The organism is Mycetocola reblochoni REB411 (assembly GCF_900163835.1).
Lineage (GTDB): Bacteria > Actinomycetota > Actinomycetes > Actinomycetales > Microbacteriaceae > Mycetocola_B > Mycetocola_B reblochoni.
Map to the genome: position 1 here is coordinate 14,267 of NZ_FUKR01000071.1, position 25,861 is coordinate 40,127.

General features: G+C 72.7%; 24 protein-coding genes. 14 read left to right on the forward strand and 10 right to left on the reverse strand.

The window, feature by feature from the left end:
* Positions 1 to 167: 167 nt before the first annotated feature.
* The 4 genes from FM119_RS12125 to FM119_RS12140 all read left to right on the forward strand — a co-directional run bounded on the left by FM119_RS12125 (position 168) and on the right by FM119_RS12140 (position 4,156).
* Positions 168 to 1,451 carry an inorganic phosphate transporter gene (locus FM119_RS12125; RefSeq protein WP_087138415.1) on the forward strand — a complete coding sequence of 428 codons (1,284 nt, stop codon included), beginning with the start codon at positions 168 to 170 and terminating at the stop codon, positions 1,449 to 1,451.
* Positions 1,452 to 1,555: 104 nt separating this feature from the next.
* A complete protein-coding gene (locus FM119_RS12130) occupies positions 1,556 to 1,849 on the forward strand; it encodes a peptidase (RefSeq protein WP_087138446.1) in 294 nt (97 codons plus the stop codon).
* A gap of 115 nt (positions 1,850 to 1,964) precedes the next feature.
* Positions 1,965 to 3,506, forward strand: a complete 1,542-nt coding sequence (locus FM119_RS12135) for a sensor histidine kinase (protein WP_087138416.1) — start codon at positions 1,965 to 1,967, stop codon at positions 3,504 to 3,506.
* Positions 3,500 to 4,156 (forward strand): response regulator transcription factor, encoded by a 657-nt coding sequence (locus FM119_RS12140; RefSeq protein WP_087138417.1) that lies wholly within the window; start codon positions 3,500 to 3,502, stop codon positions 4,154 to 4,156. The genes FM119_RS12135 and FM119_RS12140 overlap by 7 nt, the downstream gene beginning before the upstream one ends.
* 81 nt (positions 4,157 to 4,237) lie before the next feature.
* On the opposite strand, the gene FM119_RS12145 is transcribed toward FM119_RS12140, so the two are convergent.
* The 8 genes from FM119_RS12145 to FM119_RS12180 form a co-directional block, all read right to left on the reverse strand.
* Positions 4,238 to 4,615 (reverse strand): superantigen-like protein SSL4, encoded by a 378-nt coding sequence (locus FM119_RS12145; RefSeq protein ID WP_087138418.1) that lies wholly within the window; start codon positions 4,613 to 4,615, stop codon positions 4,238 to 4,240.
* Positions 4,612 to 5,736 (reverse strand): phosphotransferase, encoded by a 1,125-nt coding sequence (locus FM119_RS12150; protein ID WP_087138419.1) that lies wholly within the window; start codon positions 5,734 to 5,736, stop codon positions 4,612 to 4,614. Before FM119_RS12150 ends, FM119_RS12145 begins: the two co-directional genes overlap by 4 nt.
* On the reverse strand, positions 5,733 to 7,007 hold the full coding sequence (locus tag FM119_RS12155) for a protein kinase family protein (RefSeq protein ID WP_087138420.1): 1,275 nt from the start codon (positions 7,005 to 7,007) through the stop codon (positions 5,733 to 5,735). Before FM119_RS12155 ends, FM119_RS12150 begins: the two co-directional genes overlap by 4 nt.
* Positions 7,004 to 8,857 (reverse strand): ABC transporter ATP-binding protein, encoded by a 1,854-nt coding sequence (locus FM119_RS12160; protein WP_087138421.1) that lies wholly within the window; start codon positions 8,855 to 8,857, stop codon positions 7,004 to 7,006. Before FM119_RS12160 ends, FM119_RS12155 begins: the two co-directional genes overlap by 4 nt.
* On the reverse strand, positions 8,854 to 10,035 hold the full coding sequence (locus FM119_RS12165) for a glycosyltransferase family 4 protein (protein ID WP_087138422.1): 1,182 nt from the start codon (positions 10,033 to 10,035) through the stop codon (positions 8,854 to 8,856). The genes FM119_RS12160 and FM119_RS12165 overlap by 4 nt, the downstream gene beginning before the upstream one ends.
* On the reverse strand, positions 10,032 to 11,384 hold the full coding sequence (locus tag FM119_RS12170) for a glycosyltransferase (RefSeq protein ID WP_087138423.1): 1,353 nt from the start codon (positions 11,382 to 11,384) through the stop codon (positions 10,032 to 10,034). Before FM119_RS12170 ends, FM119_RS12165 begins: the two co-directional genes overlap by 4 nt.
* Complete coding sequence (locus tag FM119_RS12175; RefSeq protein ID WP_087138424.1) at positions 11,374 to 12,609, reverse strand: glycosyltransferase family protein; 1,236 nt, start codon at positions 12,607 to 12,609, stop codon at positions 11,374 to 11,376. The genes FM119_RS12170 and FM119_RS12175 overlap by 11 nt, the downstream gene beginning before the upstream one ends.
* Before the next feature lie 128 nt (positions 12,610 to 12,737).
* Positions 12,738 to 14,015 carry a uracil-xanthine permease family protein gene (locus FM119_RS12180; protein WP_087138425.1) on the reverse strand — a complete coding sequence of 426 codons (1,278 nt, stop codon included), beginning with the start codon at positions 14,013 to 14,015 and terminating at the stop codon, positions 12,738 to 12,740.
* 131 nt (positions 14,016 to 14,146) lie between these two features.
* Between FM119_RS12180 and FM119_RS12185 the strand changes: the two genes are divergently transcribed.
* The 3 genes from FM119_RS12185 to FM119_RS12195 all read left to right on the forward strand — a co-directional run bounded on the left by FM119_RS12185 (position 14,147) and on the right by FM119_RS12195 (position 18,098).
* Positions 14,147 to 15,586, forward strand: a complete 1,440-nt coding sequence (locus FM119_RS12185) for an NCS2 family permease (protein WP_087138426.1) — start codon at positions 14,147 to 14,149, stop codon at positions 15,584 to 15,586.
* Positions 15,587 to 15,667: 81 nt separating this feature from the next.
* Positions 15,668 to 16,582 carry a metallophosphoesterase gene (locus tag FM119_RS12190; RefSeq protein WP_087138427.1) on the forward strand — a complete coding sequence of 305 codons (915 nt, stop codon included), beginning with the start codon at positions 15,668 to 15,670 and terminating at the stop codon, positions 16,580 to 16,582.
* An 82-nt stretch (positions 16,583 to 16,664) separates the two neighbouring features.
* The gene (locus FM119_RS12195) at positions 16,665 to 18,098 is read left to right on the forward strand and encodes an aspartate ammonia-lyase (protein ID WP_087138428.1); all 1,434 of its coding nucleotides are present in this window, start codon (positions 16,665 to 16,667) and stop codon (positions 18,096 to 18,098) included.
* 44 nt (positions 18,099 to 18,142) lie between these two features.
* Here the strand turns inward: FM119_RS12195 and FM119_RS12200 are convergent, their stop codons facing one another.
* Positions 18,143 to 19,054, reverse strand: coding sequence for a fumarylacetoacetate hydrolase family protein (locus tag FM119_RS12200; protein ID WP_087138447.1), 912 nt, complete (start codon positions 19,052 to 19,054; stop codon positions 18,143 to 18,145).
* An 82-nt stretch (positions 19,055 to 19,136) separates the two neighbouring features.
* On the opposite strand from FM119_RS12200, the gene FM119_RS12205 reads away from it, so the two are divergent.
* The 4 genes from FM119_RS12205 (at position 19,137) to FM119_RS12220 (ending at position 22,542) form a co-directional block, all read left to right on the forward strand.
* A complete protein-coding gene (locus FM119_RS12205; RefSeq protein WP_143822712.1) occupies positions 19,137 to 20,354 on the forward strand; it encodes a PrsW family intramembrane metalloprotease in 1,218 nt (405 codons plus the stop codon).
* Positions 20,355 to 20,430: 76 nt separating this feature from the next.
* Positions 20,431 to 20,805: an FKBP-type peptidyl-prolyl cis-trans isomerase gene (locus tag FM119_RS12210; RefSeq protein WP_087138430.1), complete on the forward strand. Its 375-nt coding sequence runs from the start codon at positions 20,431 to 20,433 to the stop codon at positions 20,803 to 20,805.
* Positions 20,802 to 21,326 (forward strand): adenine phosphoribosyltransferase, encoded by a 525-nt coding sequence (locus FM119_RS12215; RefSeq protein WP_087138431.1) that lies wholly within the window; start codon positions 20,802 to 20,804, stop codon positions 21,324 to 21,326. Before FM119_RS12210 ends, FM119_RS12215 begins: the two co-directional genes overlap by 4 nt.
* Positions 21,327 to 21,501: 175 nt before the next feature.
* Positions 21,502 to 22,542 carry an LLM class flavin-dependent oxidoreductase gene (locus FM119_RS12220; RefSeq protein ID WP_087138432.1) on the forward strand — a complete coding sequence of 347 codons (1,041 nt, stop codon included), beginning with the start codon at positions 21,502 to 21,504 and terminating at the stop codon, positions 22,540 to 22,542.
* Positions 22,543 to 22,587: 45 nt separating this feature from the next.
* On the opposite strand, the gene FM119_RS12225 is transcribed toward FM119_RS12220, so the two are convergent.
* Complete coding sequence (locus tag FM119_RS12225; RefSeq protein WP_087138448.1) at positions 22,588 to 23,190, reverse strand: flavin reductase family protein; 603 nt, start codon at positions 23,188 to 23,190, stop codon at positions 22,588 to 22,590.
* 64 nt (positions 23,191 to 23,254) lie between these two features.
* On the opposite strand from FM119_RS12225, the gene FM119_RS12230 reads away from it, so the two are divergent.
* The 3 genes from FM119_RS12230 (at position 23,255) to rpsO (ending at position 25,821) form a co-directional block, all read left to right on the forward strand.
* A complete protein-coding gene (locus FM119_RS12230; RefSeq protein WP_087138433.1) occupies positions 23,255 to 23,926 on the forward strand; it encodes an ArsR/SmtB family transcription factor in 672 nt (223 codons plus the stop codon).
* A gap of 82 nt (positions 23,927 to 24,008) precedes the next feature.
* Entirely contained in the window at positions 24,009 to 25,448 is a 1,440-nt protein-coding gene (locus FM119_RS12235) for an MFS transporter (RefSeq protein WP_087138434.1), read from the forward strand.
* 103 nt (positions 25,449 to 25,551) lie between these two features.
* Positions 25,552 to 25,821, forward strand: coding sequence for a 30S ribosomal protein S15 (gene rpsO, locus FM119_RS12240; protein WP_087138435.1), 270 nt, complete (start codon positions 25,552 to 25,554; stop codon positions 25,819 to 25,821).
* Positions 25,822 to 25,861 lie beyond the last annotated feature (40 nt).

Here is a 25,861-nt window from a genome sequence, read left to right on the forward strand (position 1 = left end):
CGTCCCCTGGCCTTTGCTCTGCGCCGCGGCGACCGAGTTGACGAGCCATGCGGCTGGTGGAAGTATCAATACGCCAGGGGCTCTGGCAACCTCCCCACGTCGAACAGCGCGTGAACATTGCGTTCTCGTGAGGCGTTCGCCGCGGGCCAACCTGGAGACGTCGCCCGGTGGACATCACCTACCTCGTTGTACTCGTCATCGCGCTCGCGCTGTTCTTCGACTTCACCAACGGCTTCCATGACACGGCCAACGCGATGGCGACGCCCATCGCGACCGGCGCGCTCAAGCCGAAGGTCGCGGTGGCGCTCGCCGCCGTCCTCAACCTGGTCGGGGCGTTCCTGTCGACGGAGGTCGCCAAGACCATCTCCGGCGGCCTCATCAAGGAGGGCTCCGGCGGCGTGCTCATCTCGCCGGAGATGATCTTCGCCGGGCTCATCGGCGCGATCGTGTGGAACATGCTCACCTGGCTGCTCGGCCTGCCCTCCAGCTCCTCGCACGCCCTGTTCGGCGGCCTCATCGGCGCCGCCCTCGTCGGCTTCGGCGTCGGCGCGATCGACGGGGGAGTGCTGCTGTCCAAGATCATCCTGCCCGCGCTCATCGCCCCCTTCACCGCCGGGCTGATCGCCTTCGTCGTCACCAAGCTCGCCTACGGGCTGACCAGGAGGTACGACAAGAAGCCCGACGGCCGCTCCGGGTTCCGCTACGGACAGATCTTCACCTCCTCGCTCGTGGCGCTCGCCCACGGGACGAACGACGCGCAGAAGACGATGGGCGTCATCACGCTCACCCTCGTCGCGGTCGGGATGCAGGACGCGGGGACGGGTCCGCAGCTCTGGGTCGTCACGGTCTGCGCGCTCGCCATCGCCCTGGGCACGTACATCGGCGGCTGGCGCATCATCAAGACCCTCGGCCGCGGTCTCACCGAGGTCAAGCCGGCGCAGGGCTTCGCCGCCGAGGCGAGCACGGCCGCCACCATCCTCGCCTCCAGCCACGTCGGATTCGCGCTGTCGACCACCCAGGTCGCCTCCGGCTCCGTCATCGGCTCCGGCCTGGGCCGGCGCGGATCCGAGATCCGCTGGGGCACCGTGGGCAGGATCGGGCTGGGCTGGCTGATGACGCTCCCCGCGGCCGGAGCGGTCGGCGCACTCGCCGCGCTCGTCGCGCAGCTGGGCACGGTCGGCGTGATCGCGGACGCCGTGGTCGGTGTCGGCGTGATCCTGTTCATCTACCTGTGGTCGCGTCGCGACGAGGTGGGGGCCCACAACGCGATGAGCGATGTGGCCGACTCCGGCCACGCCGTCCGGATCACCGAGCCGGAAAAGAAGGTGAAGCGCCGCGACCGCGTGCGCCAGACGGCGGGCTCGCCAGGCACGGAGACGGAGACGGGACGACAGCGCGGGGGCGGGGCGCTGCCCGACTCCGACGCCACGACGACGGGGGACGACAAGTGAACACGGTGACCAGTGCGGTGACGGCAGGTGCCGTGCTCGCGGCCGCCGCGGCGGCGGGTGTCGGCGTCGACTGGGTCGCGTTCCTGTCCGTCCTGGTGTGGGCGATGACCGCGGCGATCGTCGTCGTCGGCCTGTACGCGCTCGGCGTGCGGATGCTGATCCGCGGCGGCAGGGTGCCGGTCGTCGCCCCCGCCGAGTTCACCGACGCGATCACCGTCCTGTCGCCGGCCGAGGCGCGCAAGGCGGAGCGCAAGGCCGAGAAGGCCGCGCGCAAGAACCCGCTGACCGCGGGGCAGAAGCGCCTCGCCCGTCTGACCGCCTACGCGTGCTTCGGGCTCTGCGCCGGAGCCGTGCTGTTCGGCATCTACCTCATCGTCCCCGCCCTGCACGGCGCCTGAGCGCGCCCCGGGTCGCCGGCCCGCGGCGCAGAGCGGTGCACGCCGTCACGCCCGGCGCGGACCCTCGGGCGCGCGGGCGGCGGTGCGGCGCCGGCTTTCCGGGATAATCGAGTCCATGAGCGCCGCCAGACGACTCCTCAGCCGCGCGCCGGCCGTCTCCGTGCGGATGCGCATCGTCATGGCGATGCTCATCGTCACGGCGCTCGGCCTCGCCGTCGCGGGGACGACGGTCTACCTGCTGCAGCGCGAACGCATCCTCGCCCAGGTGGACGCCGAGCTGCACATCAGGGTGGAGAGCGTCCGGGCCGTCATCGAGGGCGTCCAGCCGACGCCGTCGTCGCCCGGAACGGGGACCGTGACACCCAGCGAGACGGAGCCGCGCTTCTCCGACGTCGACGAGGCCGTTCGGCAGGCGGTCCAGCAGGTGCAGCCGGACAACTTCGAGGGCGCCCTCGGCATCGTCGACGGCGTGGCGCGCTACGCCCCCGGCATCGGAGCGGCCCTCGCCCTCGCCGACGACCCCGCGCTCGTCGCCCTCGCCGGCGGCGTCGCCGAGCGTGGCGTGGTGGCGATCGGCACGACCGAGTCGTCCTTCGGCACGCTCAGGTACCTCGTCGTCCCCATCACGATCGACGGCGCGGAGGGGACGGGGGCGTACCTCGCCGCGGTCGACCTCGAGGCCGAGCTCGCCGACCTCGGCGAGACGATGCGCAGCTACACCTGGGTCAGCCTGTTCGTCGTCGTCGCCGTGCTCGTCGTGGGGCTCATCGTCGCGGGTCGGGTGCTCCGACCGTTGCGCCTGCTGCAGGAGTCGGCGTCACGGATCACGGCGAGCGACCTGTCCGAGCGCATCCCCGTGGGCGCCAGGGACGACCTGGGCGAGCTCACCCGGACCGTCAACGGGATGATCGAGCGCCTCGAGGACTCCTTCCACGCCAGGAGACGGCTGCTCGACGACGTCAGACACGAACTGAAGACGCCGATCACGATCGTGAGGGGGAACATCGAGGTCCTCGACCCGGCCGACCCGTCCGAGGTGGCCGAGGTCATGGAGCTGGCCACCGAGGAGCTGGACCGGATGGCGCTGCTCATCGACGACATCGCCCTGCTGGCCGACGTCGAGTCCCCCGGGCTGACGCTCACCGAGGTGAGCCTGCCCGTGCTCACGGAGCGGCTGCTCAGCCGGGTGCAGGCCTACGCCGGCCACCGCTGGGAGCTCGCGCGGGTCGACGAGGGCGTCGTCGTCGCCGACGGCCAGCGGATCCTTCAAGCGTGGCTCCAGCTGGCGGACAACGCGGCGAAGTACGCGCCGGAGGGCACGACGATCACGCTGTCCGCGCGGATCGTCGGCGACCGCGCCGAGCTCTCCGTCTCCGACAGGGGGCCGGGGGTCCCGCGCGAGGCGAGGGAGCGCATCTTCGAGAGGTTCGGCCGTGCCCACGCGGGCCGGGGCGTCGACGGCTCCGGCCTCGGCCTCGCGATCGTGCAGGCCATCGCCGTGCAGCACGGCGGTGCCGTCCTGCTCGACAGCGCGGAGGGTCTCGGCTCGACCTTCCTGATCGTCATCCCCGTCGCCGGGCCCGGCGGGACCGCGGGCGAGGCGGAGGGAGACGGCACGGGACACCCGGGGCCGGAGGGGAGTGCGGAACGATGGTGAGGATCCTGATCGCGGAGGACGAGGAGCGCATCGTCGCCTTCGTCGCCAAGGGGCTGCGGCAGAACGGGTACGAGGTGTCGACGGTGTCGACGGGCACCGCCGCACTGGCCGAGCTCAGGCGCGGCGCACACGACCTGGTGCTGCTCGACGTGGGCCTGCCCGAGCTGAACGGCTTCGACGTCCTCGGCCAGGTCCGTCGTGAGGGCATCAGCACTCCGGCGATCATCGTGACCGCGAGGACGGGGGTGCAGGACACCGTGACCGGTCTGGAGCTCGGCGCATCGGACTACATCGCCAAGCCGTTCCGCTTTGACGAGCTGCTGGCCAGGGTCAGGGTGCGGCTGCGCGAGCACCACGGCGACGCGGCCGTGCTGGAGCTCGGCGACGTCCGTCTCGACCTGCGCGCCCGGAGGGCGAGCGTGGCAGGGAGGGACGTCGAACTGTCGGCCAGGGAGTTCGCGCTCGCCGAGGAGCTGTTCCGGCACCGCGGTCAGGCGCTGTCGCGCGAGCAGCTGCTCAGCAGGGTGTGGGGCATCGACTTCGACCCCGGCTCGAACGTGGTCGACGTGTACGTGCGGTACGTGCGCAACAAGCTCGGCGCCGGGGTTATCGCCACGGTGCGGGGACTGGGGTACCGCGCGGGGGAGTGAGTCGGGTCCGGCCAGGGCCGGCCGGGGCGCGTCTGTCCCTGTCGGGCCGTGCGTCGCGGCTGCCGAGCGGGACAGACACCGTCAGTCGTCCGTGTCGTCGTCCCCGTCGTCATCCCGGTCGTCGTCGTCCGTGTCGTCGTCCCCGTCGTCGTCGACCTCCGTCGGCGGGGGCTGCACCGTGTCCGGCTGCGCTGGCGTCCCCGTGGACCCGGCAGACCCGTCACCGGGCGAGCCCTGGCCGTCGGCCGTTCCCTGCGAGGGCGAGGGATCGGCGTCCGGCGTCGTCGCCGGAGCGGACGGCGGCGCGCTGCCGATGACGACGGGCTCCTCGAGGACGGTCTGCTCGGGGCGGGGAGGATCGAACGCCTGCGCGATGCTCAGCGCGCCCCACGTCACGGCGGCCAGCCCGAGGACGGCGACGAGCACAATGCCGAGGACACCGCGGGTGCGGGGGGTCATGCGGTCGCTCCTTCCCGTGACAGCCGACGAAGCCGGGCGGCCAGGCGCTGCGACCCCGGCCTGACGGCGAAGACCAGTCCCAGCCGGGCCAGTGCGGCGCGCTCCCACTCTGCCAGTCGTCGGGCGCCCACGCCACGGGCCTCGGCACGGCGTCGGATCGCGGCGGCCGCGCGGGCGTGCCCGTCGTCGCTCAGCAGCCCGGTCGTCCGGTGCATGGTCATGTGGGCGAGCAGGTTCCCCAGGTCCAGCCCGGCCGGGGCGTGGCACGCCGTGTCCAGGTCGATGAGGGCCACGGCCCGGGCGGACACGAGGAGCTGCCCGTCGTGGAGGTCCCTGTGCGCGGGAACGGCGGGGCCGTCGTCGTCGGCCCCCGCGCGGAGCCGCTCCGTGACCGCGGTGACGGCCGCCTCGGCGGCGAGATCGGTGCCGAGCGTCGTGCGGATCCTCGCCGCCCAGCCGTCGAGCACGGCCACCTCCGCGGCCACGTCGTGAACGGTGGTGGCCGGCGGCTCGGCGGGACGCGCGCCCTGCCCTCCCCGCGGTGCCGCGCCGCTCGCGTCCGCCGGGGACGCGCCCGGTGCGTCGGCCACGGCGGCGTCGGCCGACTCCCAGAGCTGCCAGGCCCGAGCCCAGGACTCCGCGTCGTGCGCGGTACTGATCAGGGGACGACCGGGCACGCGCTCGATGGCCACGACGCCGTCGCCCAGGATGCGGTGCCGCGGCAGCAGGTAGCCGGAGCCGAGCGGCGCGGCGCGTCCGGCGCCGTCGAGAACCCTCCCCGCGGTGCCGGGGCGGACGACCTTGACGAAGCGCTCGCCGTCGTCGAGGACGGCACGCCGCCCGGCCCGGTGCGACAGCAGACGGCCCGTGACGCCGGCGAGCGCGGGCAGGCCGGGGTCCTCGCCGTGCGGGTACACCTCGACGTCGCCTCCCCGGTGCAGGAGTCCGGCGTGGATCGGCCCGGTCGGGGCGCCGTGGTCGTTTCCCGCCCGGTCGGGCCCGTGCCGTCTCAGCTCGACCGCGAGGCCGCGACGGTGCGGCCAGGCCCGGGTCACCCGATAGCGGGACCCCTCGTGCTCGAGCTCGTCCGGCACCGTCACCGGTGCTGTGATCGTGGTCATTCCATGGCCTCCTCTGCGGCGTGGACGTGGTCGTGGAGCAGCCGTGCCGCCTCCGGCAGCTGGCCGCGGAACGGCTCGACCGCGCGGGCGAGCAGACCCAGCGCGATCCACCCCCCGAGGGCGGCGGGGGCGAGGGCCGTCGTCGTCAGCCCGCTCAGCGCGTGCAGCGCCTCGGGGCCGGCGACGGCCCCCGGGACGAGCGAGCGGTGTGCGAGGAGGCTCGTGCTGACAACGGCCGACTGCAGCCCGCCGAGCTCCTCTGCGACCGTGCCCCTCCGGCAGCGGTCCCAGTCGATGAGCCGCAGCTCCGTTCCCTCCCTGAGCAGCTGGTCGGGCGAGAGGTCGCCGTGGATCGGGACGAGCCGGTCCGTGTCCTCGCGGGCGATCGCGTCGAGGGCCCGCGCGGCGATGTGGTGCGCGGCGTCGGCGGCCGAGGGGGCGATCGCCCTGATCGCGTCGACCGCGGTTCGCGCGATGGCGGCCGGATCGCGGCCGCTGAGCGCCGGCAGCGTGTCTCCGGCGGCGTGCACGCGGTGGAGGGCGTCGGCGAGCGCGGCACGGAGCTCATCCGATCCCGGCGTCGCCGGGGCCCCCGCCGAGCCGTCCCGCAGCCCGAGGGCACGAGCATCGGGTGAGGACCCGTCGCCCCAGTACGGCGAGTGCTGGACGACGCCGTGCCGTCCGATGCGGTGCTCGTCGAGGGGGAGGACGGGGACTGCAGCCGCCGCGAGCGCCGCGTGCAGCCGCGGTCCGGCCGCAGCGGTGTGCCGCATGAGCTTCGCCACGACCGGGGTGGCGGAGTCCGTGTCGCCGGCGACGCGGTGTCGCGGAGCGCTCATCACGAGGCGCCGGAGCGGGTTGTGCTTCAGCAGTGCGGGCTCGCGGTGCGCGACCCTCGACGTCGGAACGGCGCCGTCCGTGCCTGCCGTGCCGCCGGCGTCGAGCCCGACGCGGTGCAGCAGGCGGGCGAGCACCCGGTCGCTGCCGGCGGGGCCGACGAGCACGCCCGCGGCCGGCTCGGTCAGCAGGATGCCGTGCTCGCGGGCCAGGAGGCGGGTCTTCGCCGCCTTCACCGGGTCCGCGTACGCCTGGAGGAGCCGGGGGCCGTGCTCGCCGTGCAGGGCCATCACGATCGCGTGGCGTGGTTTGAACCGCAGCCGGGCGACGGTGACGTCCGCCCCGAGCAGTTCGGCGCGGCCCGCCTCGTCCAGCAGCCGGTGCCCGGAGGGGATGCCCGTCACGTCGGGGGAGACGGTCGCTGCGGGGGTCATCGCGTCGCCACCTCCTCCGTCGTGTCGTCCCGGTCGCCTGCGTCGGCGCCCGTCTCGGCGGCGTGGGCACGGAGCCAGCCCGCGAGGCGGCTGCCCGGGTCGGCGGCGAGCTCGGCGGGGGTCCCGTCCTCCTGGACGTCGCCGTCGGCGAGCCAGATGACCCGGTCGGCGCCGGCCAGCTGCTCCGCGTCATGGGTGATCGCCAGTGTCGTCCTGCCCGCGCCGAGGCGGCGCAGTGCGGCGCGCACGAGCGTTCGCGACTGCGGGTCGAGCCCCGTCGTCGCCTCGTCGAGGACGACGATCGGCGCGTCCCTGAGCAGGGCCCGCGCGATCGCGATGCGCTGCCGCTGACCGCCGGAGAGGGTGGCGCCGCGCTCGCCGATCTCGGTGAGGTAGCCGTCGGGGAGCGCCCGGATGAAGCCGTCGGCCTCCGCCGCCCTGGCGGCCGAGGCCACCTCCTCGTCGCTGGCGTCCAGGCGCCCGTGTCGGATGTTCTCCAGGATGCTCCCGTGGAACAGCACCGCCTCCTGGTGGACGACCGCGATGCTGCCGCGCACGCCGCGCAGCGGCAGATCGTCCAGCGGCCGGCCGTCGAGGAGGATCCTCCCGCTCTCCGGGTCCTGCAGGCGCGACAGCAGTGCCGCCAGCGTCGACTTCCCCGCCCCGGACGGGCCGACGACGGCGACGGTCTGGCCGGCGGGGATCGTCAGCGAGAGCGCGTCGAACACGAGCGCTCCGCGGCCGTCCCTCACCCGGACCCCGTCCAGCTCGATTCGCCCGGCGACGGAAGGCATGTGGCCTTCGGGGTTTTTGTCCACGATCTCGGGGTCCTCGTCGAGCAGGTCGGCGACGCGCTCGCCACTCGCCGCCGCTCGGGCGATCCGGCCCTGGTACTTGGCCAGGTCCTTGAGGGGCTTGAGCGCGATCTTCAGGTACATCAGGAAAATGACCAGATCGCCCGGCGTCATGGAGCCGCGCATGACCTGGATCGCCCCGACGGTGAGAACGACGGCCGTGGACACGCCGACGAGCACGTCGGTGCGCCGCTCCAGCGCGGCGGAGAGGCGCTTCGCCTTGACGCCCTCGGTCAGCGCCTGGACGTTCCCCGCGGTGAAGCGCCCGGCGACGGTCGACTCCAGCCCGAAGCTCTGCACCACCCCGATCGCGGCGATCGACTCCGACGCCGTGCTCGCCAGCGCCCCCTCTCCGCGGCGGGTCGCCCGGGAGCTGAGCGTGATCTCGCGTGAGCTGCGTCGGGCGAACAGGAGGTACACGCCGCAGCTGGCGAGTACGACGACGGCGAGGATCGGGTCGAGCAGCGCCATGACCACGGTGAGCACGACGAGCGTGAGCACGTTGCCGACGAGGGGGAGCCCCGCCGTGACGGCGACCTCCTGCACGCGGCCGATGTCGGCGACGAGGCGTTGGACGGTGTCGCCCAGGGCGGTCCCCGCGTGGTGGCGGACGGACAGCGCCTGCACGTGCGCGAAGACCCGGGCGCGCAGCGCGGTGGCCACGCGGGAGCCGGCGATCGCGAAGGCGACGGTCGAGAGGTAGCCGGCGAGCGCCCGCAGGACGGCGAGCCCGAGCAGGCCGATCCCGCAGCCGAGCAGCAGCCCGACGCTGGCCTGGGGCGCGCCGCCCGCCGCGCCCAGGTCGGCCCCGAGGCGGGCGGAGACCGCGTCGACGGCGAACTTGATCGGCCACGGCTCGAGCACGCGCAGGGCGACCTCGAGCAGCAGCGCGGCCAGCCCCCCGGCCATCAGCGCCCTGTTGCCGTTCAGCTGGGGACGGAGCGTCTCGACCGTGCGGCGCAGCGGCCCGGCCGGCCGAGGCGTGCGGCGGCTCATGACGCGACCCGCGTTGCGGCGGGGGCCGGAGACGTCGACGGTGCCAGGCTCGCCTCGAGGACGCCGTCCCAGGAGTGGCGCTCCACCGCCCGCGCGCGGCCCGCCGTGGCGAGCGCGGTTCGGCGTTCCGGATCGGCGGCGAGGTCGCTCAGTGCGGTGGCGAGCGCGGCCGGGTCGCCCGGCGGCACGAGGACGCCGCAGCCGTCGATGAGCCGGGGGATCTGTCCGACGCGGCTCGCCACGACCGGCACGCCGGCGGCGAGGTACTCGACGACCTTGAGGGGGGAGAAGTAGTCGTCCGCCTCGGCGGGGTACGGCGCCGTCGCGATGTCCATGAGCGCGTACTCCTTCGGTACGTCCTCCGGTGCGAGGGAGCCCGTGAACACGGCCGGAACACCGGCCGCGTCCGCGCGCCGGCTCAGCTCCCGGCGTTCGGGCCCGTCGCCGACCACGCGGAGGGTGAGGTCGGCTCCGGCATTCCTGGCGAGGGCGAGTGCGTCGACGAGGGTCTGCGTGCCGTGCCACGGCTTGAGCGTCCCGACGAAGCCGACGGTGATGGGCCGTCGCCCCTCGCCGCGGCCGGTCGGAGGGGCGGCAGCGGGGTCGGCGGGGACGAATCGGGCCGGGTCGACGCCGTTGGGGACGACCCGGGTCCGTGCCGGGTCCGCGCCGCGTCGAACCGCCCACGCCGCGACCGGGGCTGACACGGCGATGACCGTGTCGGCGGCGGCGAGCGTTGCGGCGACGTCGGCGAGGGCACCCTCCTCGTCGACGAGGACGCGGTGTCGGGCCTGCTCCTCGACGAGCGGGGAGTTCACCTCGACGATGAGGCGCGCGGATGCTCCCGCGGCCGCGCGGGCGCCCGCCGTCGAGAACAGGCTGAGACGCTCGTAGACGACGTCGGGCCCCCACCGGACGGCCGCGTCCGCGAGCCGCTCGGCCGCGGTCCGCTGCGCGCGCTCGCGCCGCTCGGCGGGGGCCGAGCCGACCGGTTCGACGCTCACCGGGAGCTCGGCGAGGTCGGAGGGCACGTCGTCTCCTCTGCTGGCGGCGAAGACGTGGACCTCGTGGCCGCGGGCCCTAGCGGCGCGGACGATCGCCTGGACGTGAACGCTCGCCCCCTTGCGCCCGAACACGGGGATCCCCGGGTCCGCGACGATGTAGGCGATCCGGGTCATCGGAGCACCCCCTCGGCTCGGACGGGGGAGGACGCGGCCGTCGCGGGGGCGCCGTCGATCGCGGGGGCGCCGTCAGGGGAGACGTGGACGGTGGGGGCGCCGTCGGTCACGAGCGCGGCCAGTCGTTCCGCCTGCCTGCTCGTCGCGAATCGGGTCACGACCCGGTCCCTGGCCGACACGGCGAGCCGTCGACCGAGGTGCGGGTCGTCGGCGAGCCGCCGGAGGGCGTCGCCGAGCGCGTGCGGGTCGGCCTCGGCCACGAGCAGCCCGTGCACGCCGTCGTCGATCGCCTCGGGGATGCCGGCCACGGTGGTGGACACGGCCGGCACCCCGAGCGCCATCGCCTCGAGAAGCACCGTCGGCAGGCCGTCGATGTTCCCGTCGGCCCCCTCGACGCTCGGCGCGGCGAAGACGTCCGCGCGGGTGAGCAGCTCCCTCACGCCGTCCTGGGTCCTGGCGCCGAGCAGCCGGACGCGTCCCTCGAGCCCCGAGCGCCGGATCTGGGCCTGCAGGGACTCACGCCGCTCGCCCTCGCCGACGATGTCGACCCGGAGATCGAGGCCGGCCTCCCCGGCGATCCTCGCCGCCTCGATCAGCACCTCGAAGCCCTTCTTCTCGACCAGGCGTCCGACGGCGACCACGTGGAGCGCGTCCCCGGTTCCGGCCGGCTCCTCCCGGAAGGGGAACCGCTCGGAGTCGACCCCGTTGTACACGCGGTGGATCCGCGCGGCGTGCTCAGGGGCCAGCGCGCGCAGGTGGCGCAGGTTCACGTCGCTGACCGTGACGACGTGGTGGGCGTCCGCGATCAGCGTGCGCAGCACGCCCCTGTCCACGTCGCGGTGGTAGATGTCCTTGGCGTGGGCGGTCACGGAGTACCCGATGCCCGTCATCGCCGCTGCGAGGCGTGCCACCCGTCCCGCCGCCGTGGCGAAGTGGGCGTGCAGGTGGGTGATCCGCCCGGTGATCACCTCGGCGGCGAGCAGGCACGCCTGCACGGCGTCGTCGACCTCCGCCGCGAGCAGCTCGTCGATGACGTCCTCCATCCGCGCACCGCGTCGCCTGGCCTCCGCCAGTGCCTGCCAGAGCGCCGCCCGGGATCCGGGCCGCTGCAGGTGGACGACGGGGGCGGCGACCTCCGCGAGCTCCGCGTGGAAGTGGCCGTCGGTGGTGGGGCGCAGGGCGAAGACCGTCAGGCGTTCGCCGCGGCGCTCACGCGCCAGGATCTCGGTCACCACGAAGGTCTCCGAGAATCGCGGGTACACCTTGACGACATATCCGATGCGCGGGGTGCCCTCCGTGGTGCGGACGCTGCCGTCCGCTGCGGTGGGGGCCGTGGTGTCAACGAACATGGGCTGTGGCCTCTCGTGTGGTCGGTCCGGTTGATGGGGTGCCGTTGTCCGCGGTCGTCGCGGCGTCGAGGGGGAGTCCCCTCCGGCCGTCCGGGTGTCCGGCGACCAGGCCGCGCGCGAGCGAGGGTACGACCGCCAGCCCGTCGCGGCGGAGCCCGGTGCGGTCGACCCGGCGCCCGACCGCTCCGTGGAGCCACCGACGGATGGCACCGCGGTCCGCCTCCTCCGGGTCGAGCGCGGCCACGACGCCGTGCCTGGCCAGCGCCGCCGCCCTGATCCGCTGCTCCTGCCTGCGCTGGTGACGGGGGACGACCAGCGCGGGGACGCGGGTGCTCATCACCTCGGCCAGCGAGTTGTAGCCGGCCATGCACACGACCGCCTCCGCGCGCTGGACGAGGGCGAGCGCGTCGGGGACCTGCCGGACCACGTCCACCCCCGCGACGGCGATCCGCCGCAGATGCTCGACGTGCTCGCTCGGCATCTGCGGGCCGGTGACGATGAGGCTGCGCACCCCGCGCGGCGGCGCGATCGTCGCGACGGTCCCGGCCAGGGAGGCGCCGTCGGAGCCGCCCCCCACCATGGTGAGGACGAAGGGGTCGCGCCGTTGCGGCGTCCACGCGCTCCGCCTGCCGAGGGAGAGGTACCCGGTGAAGCTCACCTTCTCGGCGAGCTCGGCGGGAATCTCGCCTGAGGCGACCGGGTCGTGGACGGCGGGGTCGCCGTACACCCAGACCTCGTCGACGGCGTCGGCGACCCGGCCGGCGCCCCCTGCGTCCTCCCACTCGGCCGTCGCCCGTCGCGGCTCGTCCAGCACGTCGCGCAGGCCCAGGACGATGCGGGGGGCGTCCGGCTGCCGCCGCAGGCGCTCGATCGTGTCCCTCAGCTCGCCGGACGCGCCGAAGGGGTGCCGGTCGACGATGAGCAGCTCGGGGCGGTACTCCTCCAGCGCCGAGGCCACAAGCGCTCCGCGCAGCCGGGCGACGGCCGGTGGCTCGAGGTCTAGGTCGCGTGCGGCGTAGCCGTCGCTGGAGGGCCGGATGCCCGGAAGCACCAGCCAGTCCCACCCCCCGGGCGTACCGGCGACGGTCGCGGAGGGCTGCGAGGTGATGACGAGTCCGCCGACGCGCTCGCCGTCGTCGGACGTGGCGAGGGCTCCGGCGAGGGCGAGATTGCGTCTGACGTGGCCGAGCCCGACCGAGTCGTGCGAGTACAGGGCTGCGCGCATGGTCGGGACACCTCTTCCTGCGCCGCCGACTGCGGCACGGGTTCAGGCTCTCGACCGTGGATGAGACGACGATGGCACGGCGATGAGAGAACTCTCATCTCCGTGCCACCGTGGCGACGGGCGGGCGCTCAGTCGGTGCCGCGCCAGCGGCCGATCAGGCTCATCACGTGGTAGACGACGACGGCGGCGATCGTGCCGAGGGCGATCCCGTTGAACTCCAGCGTCCCGATGACGAGGCTGGGGTTGGCGATGCCGACGATGAGGGCGACCGAGGCGGTCATCTGCATCACCGGCCGGCGGAAGTCCACGTCGTTGTCGAGCCAGATCTTCACGCCGATGATGCCGATGAGCCCGTACAGCGCGGTCGTCGTCCCGCCGAGCACCCCGGCGGGGATCGAGTTGATGACCGCGCCGACGAGGGGGGAGAAGCTCAGCAGCAGCGCGAAGCCGCCCGCGACCCAGTAGGCGGCGGTCGAGTAGATGCGCGTCGCCGCCATCACGCCGATGTTCTCGCCGTAGGTGGTCGTCCCCGCCCCGCCCCCGGCGCCGGCGAGCACGGTCGCGACGCCGTCCGCGAGCAGGGCCCGCCCGGTGAGGCGGTTCGTCTCCGGCCGACCGGTCATCTGCGCGACGGAGCGGATGTGGCCGACGTTCTCGGCGACCAGGACGAGCACGACGGGGATGAACGCGGGCAGCAGCCCCCAGAGCGCCGGATCGGCGACGGGGTTGCCCGGGGCGGTGAACGCCGGCAGGCCGAGCAGCGGGGCCTCGGCGATCCGGGTGAAGTCGACCTCGCCGCGCAGCACCGCCACGCCGTAGCCGATGAGGACACCGAGCAGGATGGAGAGCCGGCCGAGGATGCCGCGGAACAGCACGGCGCTGACGACGATCGCCGCGAGGGTGACCGTGGCGGTGACTGGGGCATCGGTGTACTTCTCGATCGCGGTCGGCGCCAGGTTGAAGCCGATGAGCGCGACGATGGCCCCGGCGACGACCGGCGGCATGAGCACGTCGATCCAGCGTGTGCCGACCAGCTGGGTGACGACGCCGATGAGGGCGAGCAGCACCCCGACGGCGAGGATGCCGAACTGCGCGCCGCCCAGCTCGCCGCTCGCGGTGGCCGCGGCGATGGGTGCGAGGAACGCGAAGGACGAGCCGAGGTAGCTCGGCATCCGGTTGCGGGTGATCAGCTGGAAGAGGATGGTCCCGAGCCCGGAGAAGAACAGCGTCGCCGTGGGGGAGAGGCCGGTCAGAGCGGGGACGAGGAACGTCGCGCCGAACATGGCGACGACGTGCTGCATGCCCAGCCCGATCGTCCGGGGCCAGCTCAGGCGTTCGTCGGGGGCGACGATGTCGCTGCTGGCGACATCGCGGCCGTTGCCGTGCAGCGTCCAGGGTGAGGTCATGGGTGTGCCGTGGTTTCCGTTCGTGGGTGGGGACTGGCGCCGACGGGCACCTCGACCACGGTACGCCCTTGCCAGATCCACCTGGTAATAGACTGTGCGGGTTCCCCCTTCACCGATCGAGAGGATCAGCCGTGTCGGCGACCCCCACCCGGACGCTCCCGCAGCGCATCGACAGCTACTTCGGCATCAGCGAGCGCGGCTCGTCGTTCGGGACGGAGGTCCGCGGTGGTCTCGTGACCTTCGTCACGATGGCGTACATCGTGATCCTGAACCCGATCATCCTCTCCGGCTCGGCCGACGTGGACGGCGCACAGCTCGGCTTCGCGCCGGTGGCGGCGGCGACGGCGTTCACCGCCGCGCTCATGACGGCGCTGTTCGGCCTGGTCGCCCGGCTGCCGTTCGGTTTCGCGGCCGGTCTGGGCATCAACTCGTTCCTCGCGGTCAGCGTGGTGGGGCAGGTCACCTGGGCCGAGGCCATGGGGCTCGTCGTCGTCAACGGCATCATCATCGTGCTCCTGGCGGCGACGGGGCTGCGCGCGCTCATCTTCAACGCCGTCCCGATCCAGCTGAAGATCGCCATCTCGGTCGGCATCGGCATGTTCATCGCCTTCATCGGCTTCGTCAACGCCGGCTTCGTCCGTGCGACGGGGACGTCCTCGCCCCCGGTCGGGCTCGGCATCGAGGGCAGCGTGGCGACCGTTCCGACGATCGTCTTCGTGGTGTCGCTGCTGATCACGGGCGTGCTCGTCGCGCGGAAGGTCCGCGGCGGTCTGTTCTTCGGCATCCTCATCTCGACGGTCCTCGCGATCATCGCGGAGGCCATCTTCCACGCGGGCCCGTCGAACGGCGGCGAGAACCCGAACGGCTGGAACCTGTCCGTCCCCGTTCTGCCGACCGAGATCGTCAGCATCCCCGACCTCAGCCTGCTCGGCCAGTTCGACCCGGTCGGCGCCTTCGGCCGCATCGGCGTCCTGGCCGCCCTCATGCTCGTGTTCACGCTCGTCTTCACGAACTTCTTCGACGCGATGGGAACGATGACGGGGCTGTCGAAGGAGGCCGGCGTGGCGGACGCGAAGGGCGACTTCCCCCGCCTGCGCTCGGCGCTGGTCGTGGAGGGCGTCGGCGCGATCGCCGGAGGCGCCACGTCCTCGTCCTCGAGCACGGTGTTCGTCGAGTCGGGTGCCGGCATCGGCGAGGGCGCCCGCACGGGCTTCGCCAACCTGGTCACCGCCCTGCTGTTCGCGCTGTCGATGTTCCTCACGCCGTTGACGCAGGTCGTCCCGAGCGAGGTCGCCTCCGCTGCGCTCGTCATCGTCGGTGCCATGATGATGGCGCAGATCCGCGACATCGAGTGGAGCGACTTCGCCGTCGCACTGCCCGTGTTCGTCACGGTGACGGTCATGCCGCTGAGCTACTCGATCGCGAACGGCATCGGCGCGGGCTTCATCACCTGGGTGGTCCTGCACGCCTTCGCCGGGCGGGTGCGCACCATCAGCCCGCTGCTGTGGGTGGTCGCCGCCGGCTTCGTGGTGTACTTCGCGCGCGGCCCCATCGAGGCGCTCATCGGCTGACGCCTCCGGCGTCCCCACCGTCTCGCGCGGAGCCCCGCGTCGGTCAGCCGACCGGCGCGGGGCTCTGGGTACACTCGCCGCATGTCGGCAGTTCAGCTGGGCCAGTACCCCGCCCCGGGGCAGACCATCGTCCACCTCAGCGACCCGCACCTGCTCGCCGGCGGCGCCAGGCTCGGTGGCAGCATCGACTGCGCCGCGCAGCTGCCGACCACCCTCGCCCAGGTGGAGCGCAGCGGTCTCGACGTCAGCGCCCTCGTGTTCACCGGTGACCTCGCCGACCTCGGCGAGGAGGAGGCCTACCTCGCCCTGCGGGCGGCGGTCGAGCCGGTCGCGGACCGGCTCGGCGCGACGGTGCACTGGGTCATGGGCAACCACGACGAGCGCGCGCCGTTCCGGCGGCACCTCCTGGACGATGCGGGAGGGGACGCCCCCGTCGACTCGGTCGCCCTGAGCGGCGGACTGCGCCTGATCACCCTGGACTCCACCGTGCCGGGGTACCACCACGGCGCCGTCGACGACGCCCAGCTGGAGTGGCTCGCCGGCGTGCTCGCCGAGCCGGCGCCCGAGGGCTCCGTGCTGATGATGCACCACCCGCCGATCCCGAGCCCGCAGCCGCTGTTCCAGCTGCTCGAGCTGGAGCGTCAGGACCGGCTCGCCCGGGTGCTCGCCGGAAGCGACGTCAGGGTGATCCTCGCCGGTCACCTGCACTACGCCAGCCACGCCTCCTTCGCCGGCATCCCGGTGTCTGTGGCGGCGGCGAGCTGTTACACGATGAACCTCGCCGTGCCGCCGGAGCGGATGAACGGCATGGACGGCGGACGGTCGTACACGCTCGTCCATGTGTACGCGGACACGACGGTGCACCAGGTCGTCCCCGTCGGCGACTTCGCGACGTGGGACACCTTCGACGAGGCCTTCATCCGACGCATGGAGGCGCTGGACCCGTCTGCACGGCGCGAGGCGTTCTCCCGCAAACGCCCACCCGCGTCGCGCTAGGCTGGAACGGTCGGGCAACGGTGCCGCCGACGAAGACGAATCCGTTGCCGATGCTCCACCATCGTTCTGTCTGAGAGGCGTCATGACCCATTCCGGCCCCACCCGCACCGAATCCGACTCGCTGGGCAGCCTGGAGGTGCCGGCCGACGCCTACTGGGGGATCCACACCACGCGGGCGCTCGAGAACTTCCCGATCACGACGCGGCCCATCTCGGTGTACCCGAGCCTGGTCGTCGCCCTGGCGCAGGTCAAGCAGGCGGCGGCGAGGGCGAACGAGCGCCTCGGCGCACTGAGCCCGGACACGGCGGAGTTGATCGACGCGGCGTGCCAGCGGATCATCGACGGCCACCACCACGACCAGTTCGTCGTCGGGGTGATCCAGGGCGGGGCGGGCACGTCGACGAACATGAACGCCAACGAGGTGATCACCAACGTCGCCCTGGAGCTGGCCGGTCGGCCCAAGGGCGACTACGCCTTCCTGTCGCCCATCGACCACACCAACCGCAGCCAGAGCACGAACGACGTCTACCCGACCTCGTTGAAGATCGCCCTCGCCTCCAGCCTCACCGAGCTGCTGGAACAGCTGGAGCTGCTGCAGCGGGCGTTCGCGGCGAAGGGGGTCGAGTTCCGCAACGTCCTCAAGGTCGGCAGGACCCAGTTGCAGGACGCCGTGCCGATGACCCTCGGCCAGGAGTTCCACGGTTTCGCCACGACGCTGGGGGAGGATCTCGAGCGGCTGGGCGAGGCCAGGCACCTGCTCGCCGAGATCAACCTGGGCGCGACGGCGATCGGGACGGGCATCACCGCCGACCCCCGCTACGCCACGACCGTGGTCGAGATCCTCAGCGCCATCACCGGGCGCGAGCTGGTCACGGCCCCCGACCTGATCGAGTCGACGAGCGACGCGGGCGGCTTCATGTCGTTCAGCGGCACGCTCAAGCGGTCGGCGATCAAGCTGTCGAAGATCTGCAACGACCTGCGGCTGCTCTCCAGCGGCCCCCAGGCCGGGCTGGGCGAGATCATCCTTCCGCCCAAGCAGGCGGGGTCGAGCATCATGCCGGGCAAGGTCAACCCGGTGATCCCGGAGGTGGTGAACCAGGTCGCGTTCTCCGTCGTCGGCGCGGACATGACGGTGACGATGGCGGCGGAGGCCGGACAGCTGCAGCTCAACGCCTTCGAGCCGGTCATCGCCCACTCCCTGCTGCAGAGCATCACCTGGATGGCGAACGCCTGCCTCACCCTGAGGGTCAACTGCGTCGAGGGCATCCAGGCGAATGAGGAGCGGCTCGAGCTCATGGTCGGCAGCTCGGTCGGGGTCATCACCGCGCTGACGCCGTTCATCGGCTACTCGGCCGCGGCCGCCCTGGCCAAGACCGCCCTGCTGACGCACCGCAACATCGCCGATCTTGTCGTCGAGGCGGAGCTGATGTCGCGGGCGGAGGTCGAGAAGCAGCTGAGCCCCGAGCGGCTGTCGGGGCTGACCGCCGCCACGGGGACGCTGCCGATCATCGTCTGAGCGAGGGCGCGGACGTCCCCGCGGCGACCGGGACCCGGCGGGGGTCAGGCGTGGGTGGTGCCCGGCGCGTCCTCGTCCGACGCGTCGCCGAGGACGCGGCAGTGGGTGGTGAGCTCACCGATCGCGTCGATCGACACCGTCACGGTGGCTCCGTCGGTGAGGAACACCTGCGGGTCGCGTGAGTAGCCCGCACCGCCGGGGCTCCCCGTCGAGATGAGCGTGCCCGGCAGCAGCGTCGTCGAGCGCGACAGCCGTGCGACGAGCGTGGCCACGCCGCGCACCATGAGATCGGTTCCCGCGTCCTGCATGACGTCCCCGTCGAGGACGGTCCGGATGCGCAGCGCCTGCGGGTCGGGGATCTCGTCGGCGGTGACGACGACCGGCCCGGTCGGGGTGAAGCCGTCGAAGGACTTGCAGCGCGACCACTGCGCCTCGGAGTACTGGATGTCCCTGGCCGTGATGTCGTTGACCACGGTGTAGCCGAAGACGTGGTCGAGCGCCTCGGCCTCGGTCACGTCCTTCGCCGCCGTTCCGATGATGACGCCGAGCTCGGCCTCGTAGTCGACCTGCGAGGTCAGCGACGCCGGCCAGCTCGTCGTCGCGTCGTGCCCGCTCAGCGAGTTCGGCCAGAGGGAGAACAGCGTGGGCGCGGCGTCGGTGGCGAGGTTCAGCTCGCTCGAGTGTGCCGTGTAGTTCAGCCCGACGGCGATCACCTGCGGGGGGCGGAGGACCGCCGAGGCCAGGCGTGCGCGATCCAGGGGGACGGCGGACGGCGAGTCCGCGTCGACGGGGGCCGCGGCGATGCGGGCGAGCTCCGCCTCTCCCCGGTCGATGAGCTCGCCGAGCTGCGAGGGGGCGTCGTCGACGAGCGAGTCGAGCGGGTGGGCGCGTCCGTCGACGACGAGCGCGAGCACGGGGACGTCGTTGTCTGATCCTGCGATGTGTGCGAATCTCACGATCACAGGCTAGTCGAGTTCCCAGCCGGCCCGCAGACGGCACGCGTACGCAGAACACCGCCGGGGTGCGTAATCTAGTGAAATGCAGACCCCCCGTTCCGGTGCCCGACCGGTTCAGCCCACCGACGGTCTGGCCCGGCGGCGCACGATGGACTCCGAGACCCCGACGTCGGAGTCGCGCCCGCAGGCCGTCTGGACGGAGCCGGTTCGTCCCGTGCTCTCGCGCACGATCATCATCTCCGTGGTGATCGGCGTCCTCGCGTTCCTCCTGCTCGCCGTCGTGCTCGCCCTGTTCGAGCGGTTGGGCGGCTCCCTGCTGGTCCCCGCCTTCCTCGCGGCGCTCGTGCCGCTGGCGGCGGTGCTGCTCGTGCTGGCGTGGGTCGACCGCTGGGAGCCGGAGCCGCGGAGGCTGCTCCTTCTCGGCTTCCTGTGGGGTGCGGGGGCGGCCGTCATCCTGGCGCTCCTCGTCGACGCGGGGCTCGTCGCCGTGGGCGTCGGCGCTCAGCGCGAGCTGGTGCTCTCCGTCGTTCAGGCGCCGCTGGTCGAGGAGTTCGCGAAGGGCCTCGGGCTCATGGTGATCTTCCTCGTCGCCAGGCGGCAGGTGGACGGCCCGCTCGACGGCCTCGTCTACGGAGCCGTCATCGCCTCCGGGTTCGCCTTCACCGAGAACATCATCTACTTCGCCGACGCTCTGGCCAGCAACGGTCCGGCAGGACTCGGCGCCACCTTCGTCGTCCGGGCGGTGATCTCCCCGTTCGCGCATGTGGTGTTCAGTGCCGTGCTCGGTCTGGCGTGGGGCGTGTCGATCCGTTCGACGACCGCGCGTCGTTGGTGGTGGCTCCTCGTCGGCTACGCGGGAGCCGTCGGTCTGCACGCGCTCTGGAACGGTGCGCTGTTCGCCGTCGCGACTCTTCCTCAGTACGTGCTCTACGTCACACTCGTTCAGATCCCGCTCTTCGCGTTCGCGATCTGGCTCGTCGTGCTCCTGCGGAGGGAAGAGGTGCAGATCACCCGCGAGCGACTGTCCGAGTATCAGCAGGCGGGCTGGTTCACGGCGGGGGAGGTGCACATGCTGGCCAGCTGGAGCGGTCGGCGTCAGGCCTCGGCGTGGGCGCGCACCCTGCCGGGGAACAAGCGTGCGGCGATGCAGCAGTTCACGACGGCGGCAGTCCGGCTGGCCTTCACCCGGCAGCGGATCCTCACCGGCACCCGTCAGACACTGCGCGAGCAGGACGTCGCCAGGGAGCGGGTCCTGCTCGGTCGCGTCGTCGACGCCAGGCAGGTGCTGCTGGGGCCCTGAGTCGGACGGCGCCCTCGGGCGACTCCCCGGTGGAACCGGTTTTGACCGGCGGCCCTCGACGGGATTGGATGGAGCCATGACTGAGACCAACCGCACCCGTCCCGAGATCGACGCCCCCACCGGCCCCGCGCCGGAGACGCTCGAGGTCGTCGACCTGATCGTCGGCGACGGCGCGGAGGCGCAGGCCTCCTCCGTCGTGGACGTCCACTACCTCGGCGTCAGCCACGAGTCGGGCGAGGAGTTCGACTCGTCCTGGAGCAGGGGCGAGTCGATCCGCTTCCCGCTGTCGCGCCTCATCGCCGGCTGGCAGCAGGGGATCCCCGGCATGCGCGTCGGCGGTCGCCGCCAGCTGAGCGTGCCGCCGGAGCTCGCCTACGGCCCCGCCGGTTCCGGCCACCCGCTCGGCGGGCAGACCCTGATCTTCGTGATCGACCTGCTCGACGTCGCGTGAGCGCTGCGTCCGACGCCGTCCACCGGCTGAGCGTCCACGTCAGGGACTTCCCGGCGCCGGGCATCCTGTTCCGGGACCTCACGCCGGTCTTCGAGGACGTCGAGGCGTTCCGTGCGGTGACGGACGAGCTGGCGTCGCCGTTCGAGGGCGCGTTCGATGCGGTCCTCGGGATCGAGTCGCGGGGCTTCCTGCTCGCTGCGGCGATCGGCGTCCGCCGCGGTGTGCCGGTCCTCGTCGCCCGCAAGCGCGGCAAGCTCCCTCCGCCCGTGCTGAGCGAGGAGTACTCGCTCGAGTACGGTTCGGCCGTCCTGGAGATGGCCCCGCGGCGCCTGGACGAGTCGACGCGCGTCCTTGTCGTGGACGATGTGCTCGCCACGGGCGGCAGCGCTGCGGCCACCGCGCGTCTGGTGGCCAGGGCGGGGTATCGGCTCGCCGGCGTCTCGGTGATCGTCGAGCTGGGCGGGCTCGGTGGGCGGGACGCGCTCGGTGACATCCGCATGCACTCGACCCTGGTCGACTGACGACTGACGACTGACGACTGACGACTGTCGACTGACGGCGTCCGACCCCGCCTCCGCGACGGACGGAGGGGTCGGACGCCGTCGTCCGTCGGCGCACGGAACGGCGCGACACGCCTTCGCCGCCTCCGGGAATGCAGTCGGAGCCGGAGCCGTTGCCAGCGGGGGAGGATTTTTCATGAAGCTGTCCGTTCTCGACCTCGTCCCCGTGTCCTCGGCACAGAGCAGCGCCGACGCCATCGCCGCCTCGACGGCCGTGCTGGTGGCTGCCGACCGTGCGGGGTTCACCCGCTACTGGTTCGCGGAGCACCACAACATGCCCTCGGTGGCCTCGACCAGCCCCGCGGTGCTCGGAGCGGCCGCTATCGCCGCGACGGAGAAGATCAGGATCGGCTCGGGAGGCGTGATGCTCCCCAACCACGCTCCACTGGTCGTGGCGGAGCAGTTCGCGCTGCTCGAGGCCATGGCCCCCGGCCGCATCGATCTGGGGCTCGGTCGCGCGCCGGGCAGCGACCCCGTCGTGACCGCGGTGCTGACCGGTCAGGGCGCGGCGTCGGGCGCCGCGCGCTTCCCCGACCACGTCGCCGACATCCTTGCTCTGCTCGACGCGGAGGGGGCGAACGTGCGGCTGTCCTCCGACCGACCGTACGAGCTGCACTCCACGCCGCTGGCGACCGCCAGGCCCACGGTGTGGCTGCTCGGGTCGAGCGATTACAGTGCCCGGCTCGCCGCGCAGCTTGGCCTGCCCTACGTGTTCGCGCACCACTTCTCCGCGACCGGTGCGGACGCGGCGCTGCAGGCCTACCGCGGCGGCTTCACGCCGTCCGAGTACGCCGCCGAGCCGCGCAGCTTCATCACCGCCAACGTCGTCGTGGCCGACACGACCGAGGAGGCCGAGGCCCGTGCCGTGCCGCAGCTCCAGCAGATGGCACGGCTGCGGAGCAACGAGCGCCTCGGCCGGCTCCCGCTCGTCGAGGACGCCCTCGCCGCCTCGCTCACCGCGCTGCAGCAGGAGATGGTGGATCGGATGCGCGACGACTGGATCATCGGCGACGCCGCTTCGGTCGCCGACCAGCTGCGCGTCCGCGCCGAGTACTTCGGCGTCGACGAGGTCATGGTCTCGCTGGTCGCCGGCGACAGGCGCGGCGAGGACCCGCGGGCGGCTGCGGCACGCGTGCGCGGTGTGGAGCTGCTCTCCGAGCTGATCGACGCGGCCTGAGCACGGGCCACCCGGCCCGGGGGAGGGGACTTGTCGCGGTGGGGCTCACTGCTCCGCGCGGAAGCTGACGCCGACCTCCTCGCCCTGGGCGATGTAGTGGCGGAAGGTGTAGTACATGGGCCGCCAGGCGCGCAGGTCGATGTGGGATGTGCCCTGCTCGACGATGGCGGCGTGGGCGTGCGTTCGGAGGACGCGCACCTCGACCGCGACCGCCTCCCCGTCGACGCCGACCGGAGTCGTGCGGGTCACGGCGGCCTCCATCTGGACGGGGCACTCGGCGATCCGCACCGGCCGGACGAGCTCGCTCGCCCGAGGCGTGAAGCCGCCGAGCGTCCACTTGTCCGGCTCGTGGCGGAACCGTGCCCTCTTGGCCGCCGGGACCTCGCGTGCCCCCGTCGTCGGCGCGATGCGCTCGACGGCGTCGACCTGCGACGCATCGGGGATGTTGATCACCAGCCGGTCGTGCAACGCGAGATTGCGGGCCGCCTGTCCGTTGAGACCGAGCCCGAGCACGTAGCTGTCCCCGAGTGCCCAGCCAGAGGAGATCGGCGTGATGTTCGTCGCGCCGTCGGGCATGAGGGTGCTCAGCAGCAGGACCTGGCTGCCGAAGTAGAGGACGGACGGGGTGATCGTGATGGTCGGCTGCATGTGACCAGTGTCCGCGGCCGAGGCTTCGGCGATCACCGAAGCGTCGCCTGCTTAGACTGCGGGCATGGACGGGACGAGCACTCCGGAGCTGGCCGCGACGGCCGCATTGCTGGCCAACGAGACACGGGCGTCGATGCTGGTCGCGATGCTGGACGGCCGGGCCTGGACGCCGACGGAGCTGGCCCGCGGGCTCGCGGTGTCCCCGCCGACGGTCACCGAGCACCTGCATCGCCTCGTCGACGCGGGCCTCCTCGTCGAGAACCGGCAGGGCAGGCACCGTTACGTGCGGATCGCTGACCCTGCGGTGGCCGAGATGGTGGAGGCGCTCGCCGCGTTCTCCGCCGTCGTCCGCCCGGCCGAGCACTCGTGGAGTGCGCAGCGTGCTGACCGGGCCCTGAGGGAGGCCCGCAGCTGCTACCGCCATCTGGCCGGCCGCCTGGGGGTCGCGCTGTGCGACGGACTCCGGTCCGGCGGGCAGGTGGACGGGACGTGGGCGCTCACGGAGTCGGGCCGGACGTGGTTCGCCGGCATCGGCGTCGACCTTCCGGCGGAGTCGGGGCGCCCCCTGCTGCGGCCGTGCATGGACTGGACGGAGCGCCGCGAGCACCTGGCCGGTCCCGCGGCTGACGCGCTGCTGGCGACGTTGACCGCGCGCGGTTGGCTTCTGCTCGGCCCTGCTCGACGTGAACTCCGGCTGAGCGCCGAGGGGCGTGCCGGGCTGGCCGCCGTGCTCTGATCGCGCGCCTGGCCGGCGTCCAGGGACAGTTTTTTCGGCAGCGGGGTGGCGGCGGCGACGAGGAGGCATAGATAATGTCTAAATGACCTCAACTCATCAGGCGGGCGCCGCGGCCCGCAGCGAGCGCGTCGACAGGCTCGATGCTCTCCCGTTCACCCGCGAGCACCGTCGTGTGTTCCTCGGTTCAGGACTCGGCTGGGCGCTGGACGCCATGGACGTCGGGCTGATCTCGTTCGTCCTCGCGCAGCTGGCCGTCACCTGGAACGCCAGTCCCGCGGAGCTCAGCTGGATCGCCTCGGCCGGCTTCGTCGGCATGGCGCTCGGCGCGAGCCTCGGCGGGCTGCTCGCCGACCGCATCGGTCGACGCCAGGTGTTCGCCGTGACGCTCCTGATCTTCGGTATCGCGACGGGCGCCTCGGCGCTCGCCTGGTCGGTCGGGGTGCTCATCGCGCTGCGCTTCGTCGTCGGCCTGGGGCTCGGCGCCGAGCTGCCCGTCGCCTCGACGCTGATGAGCGAGTTCGCACCGCCGCGCATCCGCGGCCGCGTGATCGTCCTGCTCGAGGCGTTCTGGGCGGTGGGCTGGCTCGCCGCCGCGATCATCGGCTACCTCGTCGTGCCCGTGGGGGACCACGGCTGGCGGTGGGCGTTCCTGATCGGCACGGTGCCGGCGCTGTACGCGGTCGTGGTCAGGTGGGGACTGCCGGAGTCGGTGCGCTTCCTGGAGTCGAAGGGGAGGCACGAGGAAGCGGAGCGCGTGGTCCGGCGGTTCGAGGCCTCCGCGTCGCCGTCCGGCGCCCGCGTCGTTGACGGAGCGGCGGCCCCGAGCGTTGCGGCGGCCCCGAGCGATGCGGCGGCGCCGAGCGATGCGGCGGCGCCGAATAGTGCAGCGGCGCCGAGCAGCCCCTCCCCGGTGACGGAATCCGCGGGCGGCCGCCTCGGCGCGCTTTTCGCCCCGCGCCTTCGGGTGCAGACCGCGGCACTGTGGCTGGTCTGGTTCTGCGTCAACTTCTCCTACTACGGCGCCTTCATCTGGCTGCCGACCATCATCGTCGCCGCGGGCTTCGACCTGGTGAAGTCGTTCGAGTACACGCTTATCATCACGCTCGCCCAGCTGCCGGGCTATGCGGCCTCGGCGTTCCTGGTCGAGAAGCTGGGCAGGGGGCGGACACTCGCGCTCTTCCTCGTGGGCTCGGCCGTCTCGGCGGTCTTCTTCGGGCAGGCGGGAGGCGAGTCGGAGATCCTCATCGCGGGGATGGCGCTGTCCTTCTTCAACCTCGGCGCCTGGGGTGCCCTGTACGCGGTCACCCCCGAGCTCTACCCGACACGGCTCAGGGGCACAGGGTCCGGCTGGGCCGCGGGCGTCGGCCGGATCGCGTCGATCATCGCGCCCCTGCTGGTCCCGGTGCTGAGGGATGCCGGCGGGACCGCGCTGCTGTTCGTCGTGTTCGCCGTCGTGTTCGCCGTCGCGGCGGCGGCCGCGCTGCTGCTGCGAGACCAGCGCGGACTGGTGTTGGAGGAGTGAGCCGGTCTGCTAAGGTTGTCCAGTTGCCGTAAAACGGCCGCGGATAAAGAGCGCCTCAGCATTCGGCTGGCGGCACCGCGCAACGAACGAAAGGGGATCCTTTATGGCTATCGACGCACAGGCCAAGAAGGCGATCATCGACGAGTACGCAACCCACCCCGGTGACACCGGATCCCCCGAGGTCCAGGTCGCGATCATGTCGGCCCGGATCAAGGACCTGACCGAGCACCTCAAGCAGCACAAGCACGACCACCACTCCCGTCGTGGCCTGCTCCTGCTGGTGGGTCAGCGTCGTCGTCTCCTGGGCTACCTCCAGGACATCGACATCAGCCGCTACCGCTCGCTGATCGAGCGCCTGGGGCTGCGCCGCTAGGCGCACCCCGCTGCGGGTACACCCGCCGAGGCCCGAGGGG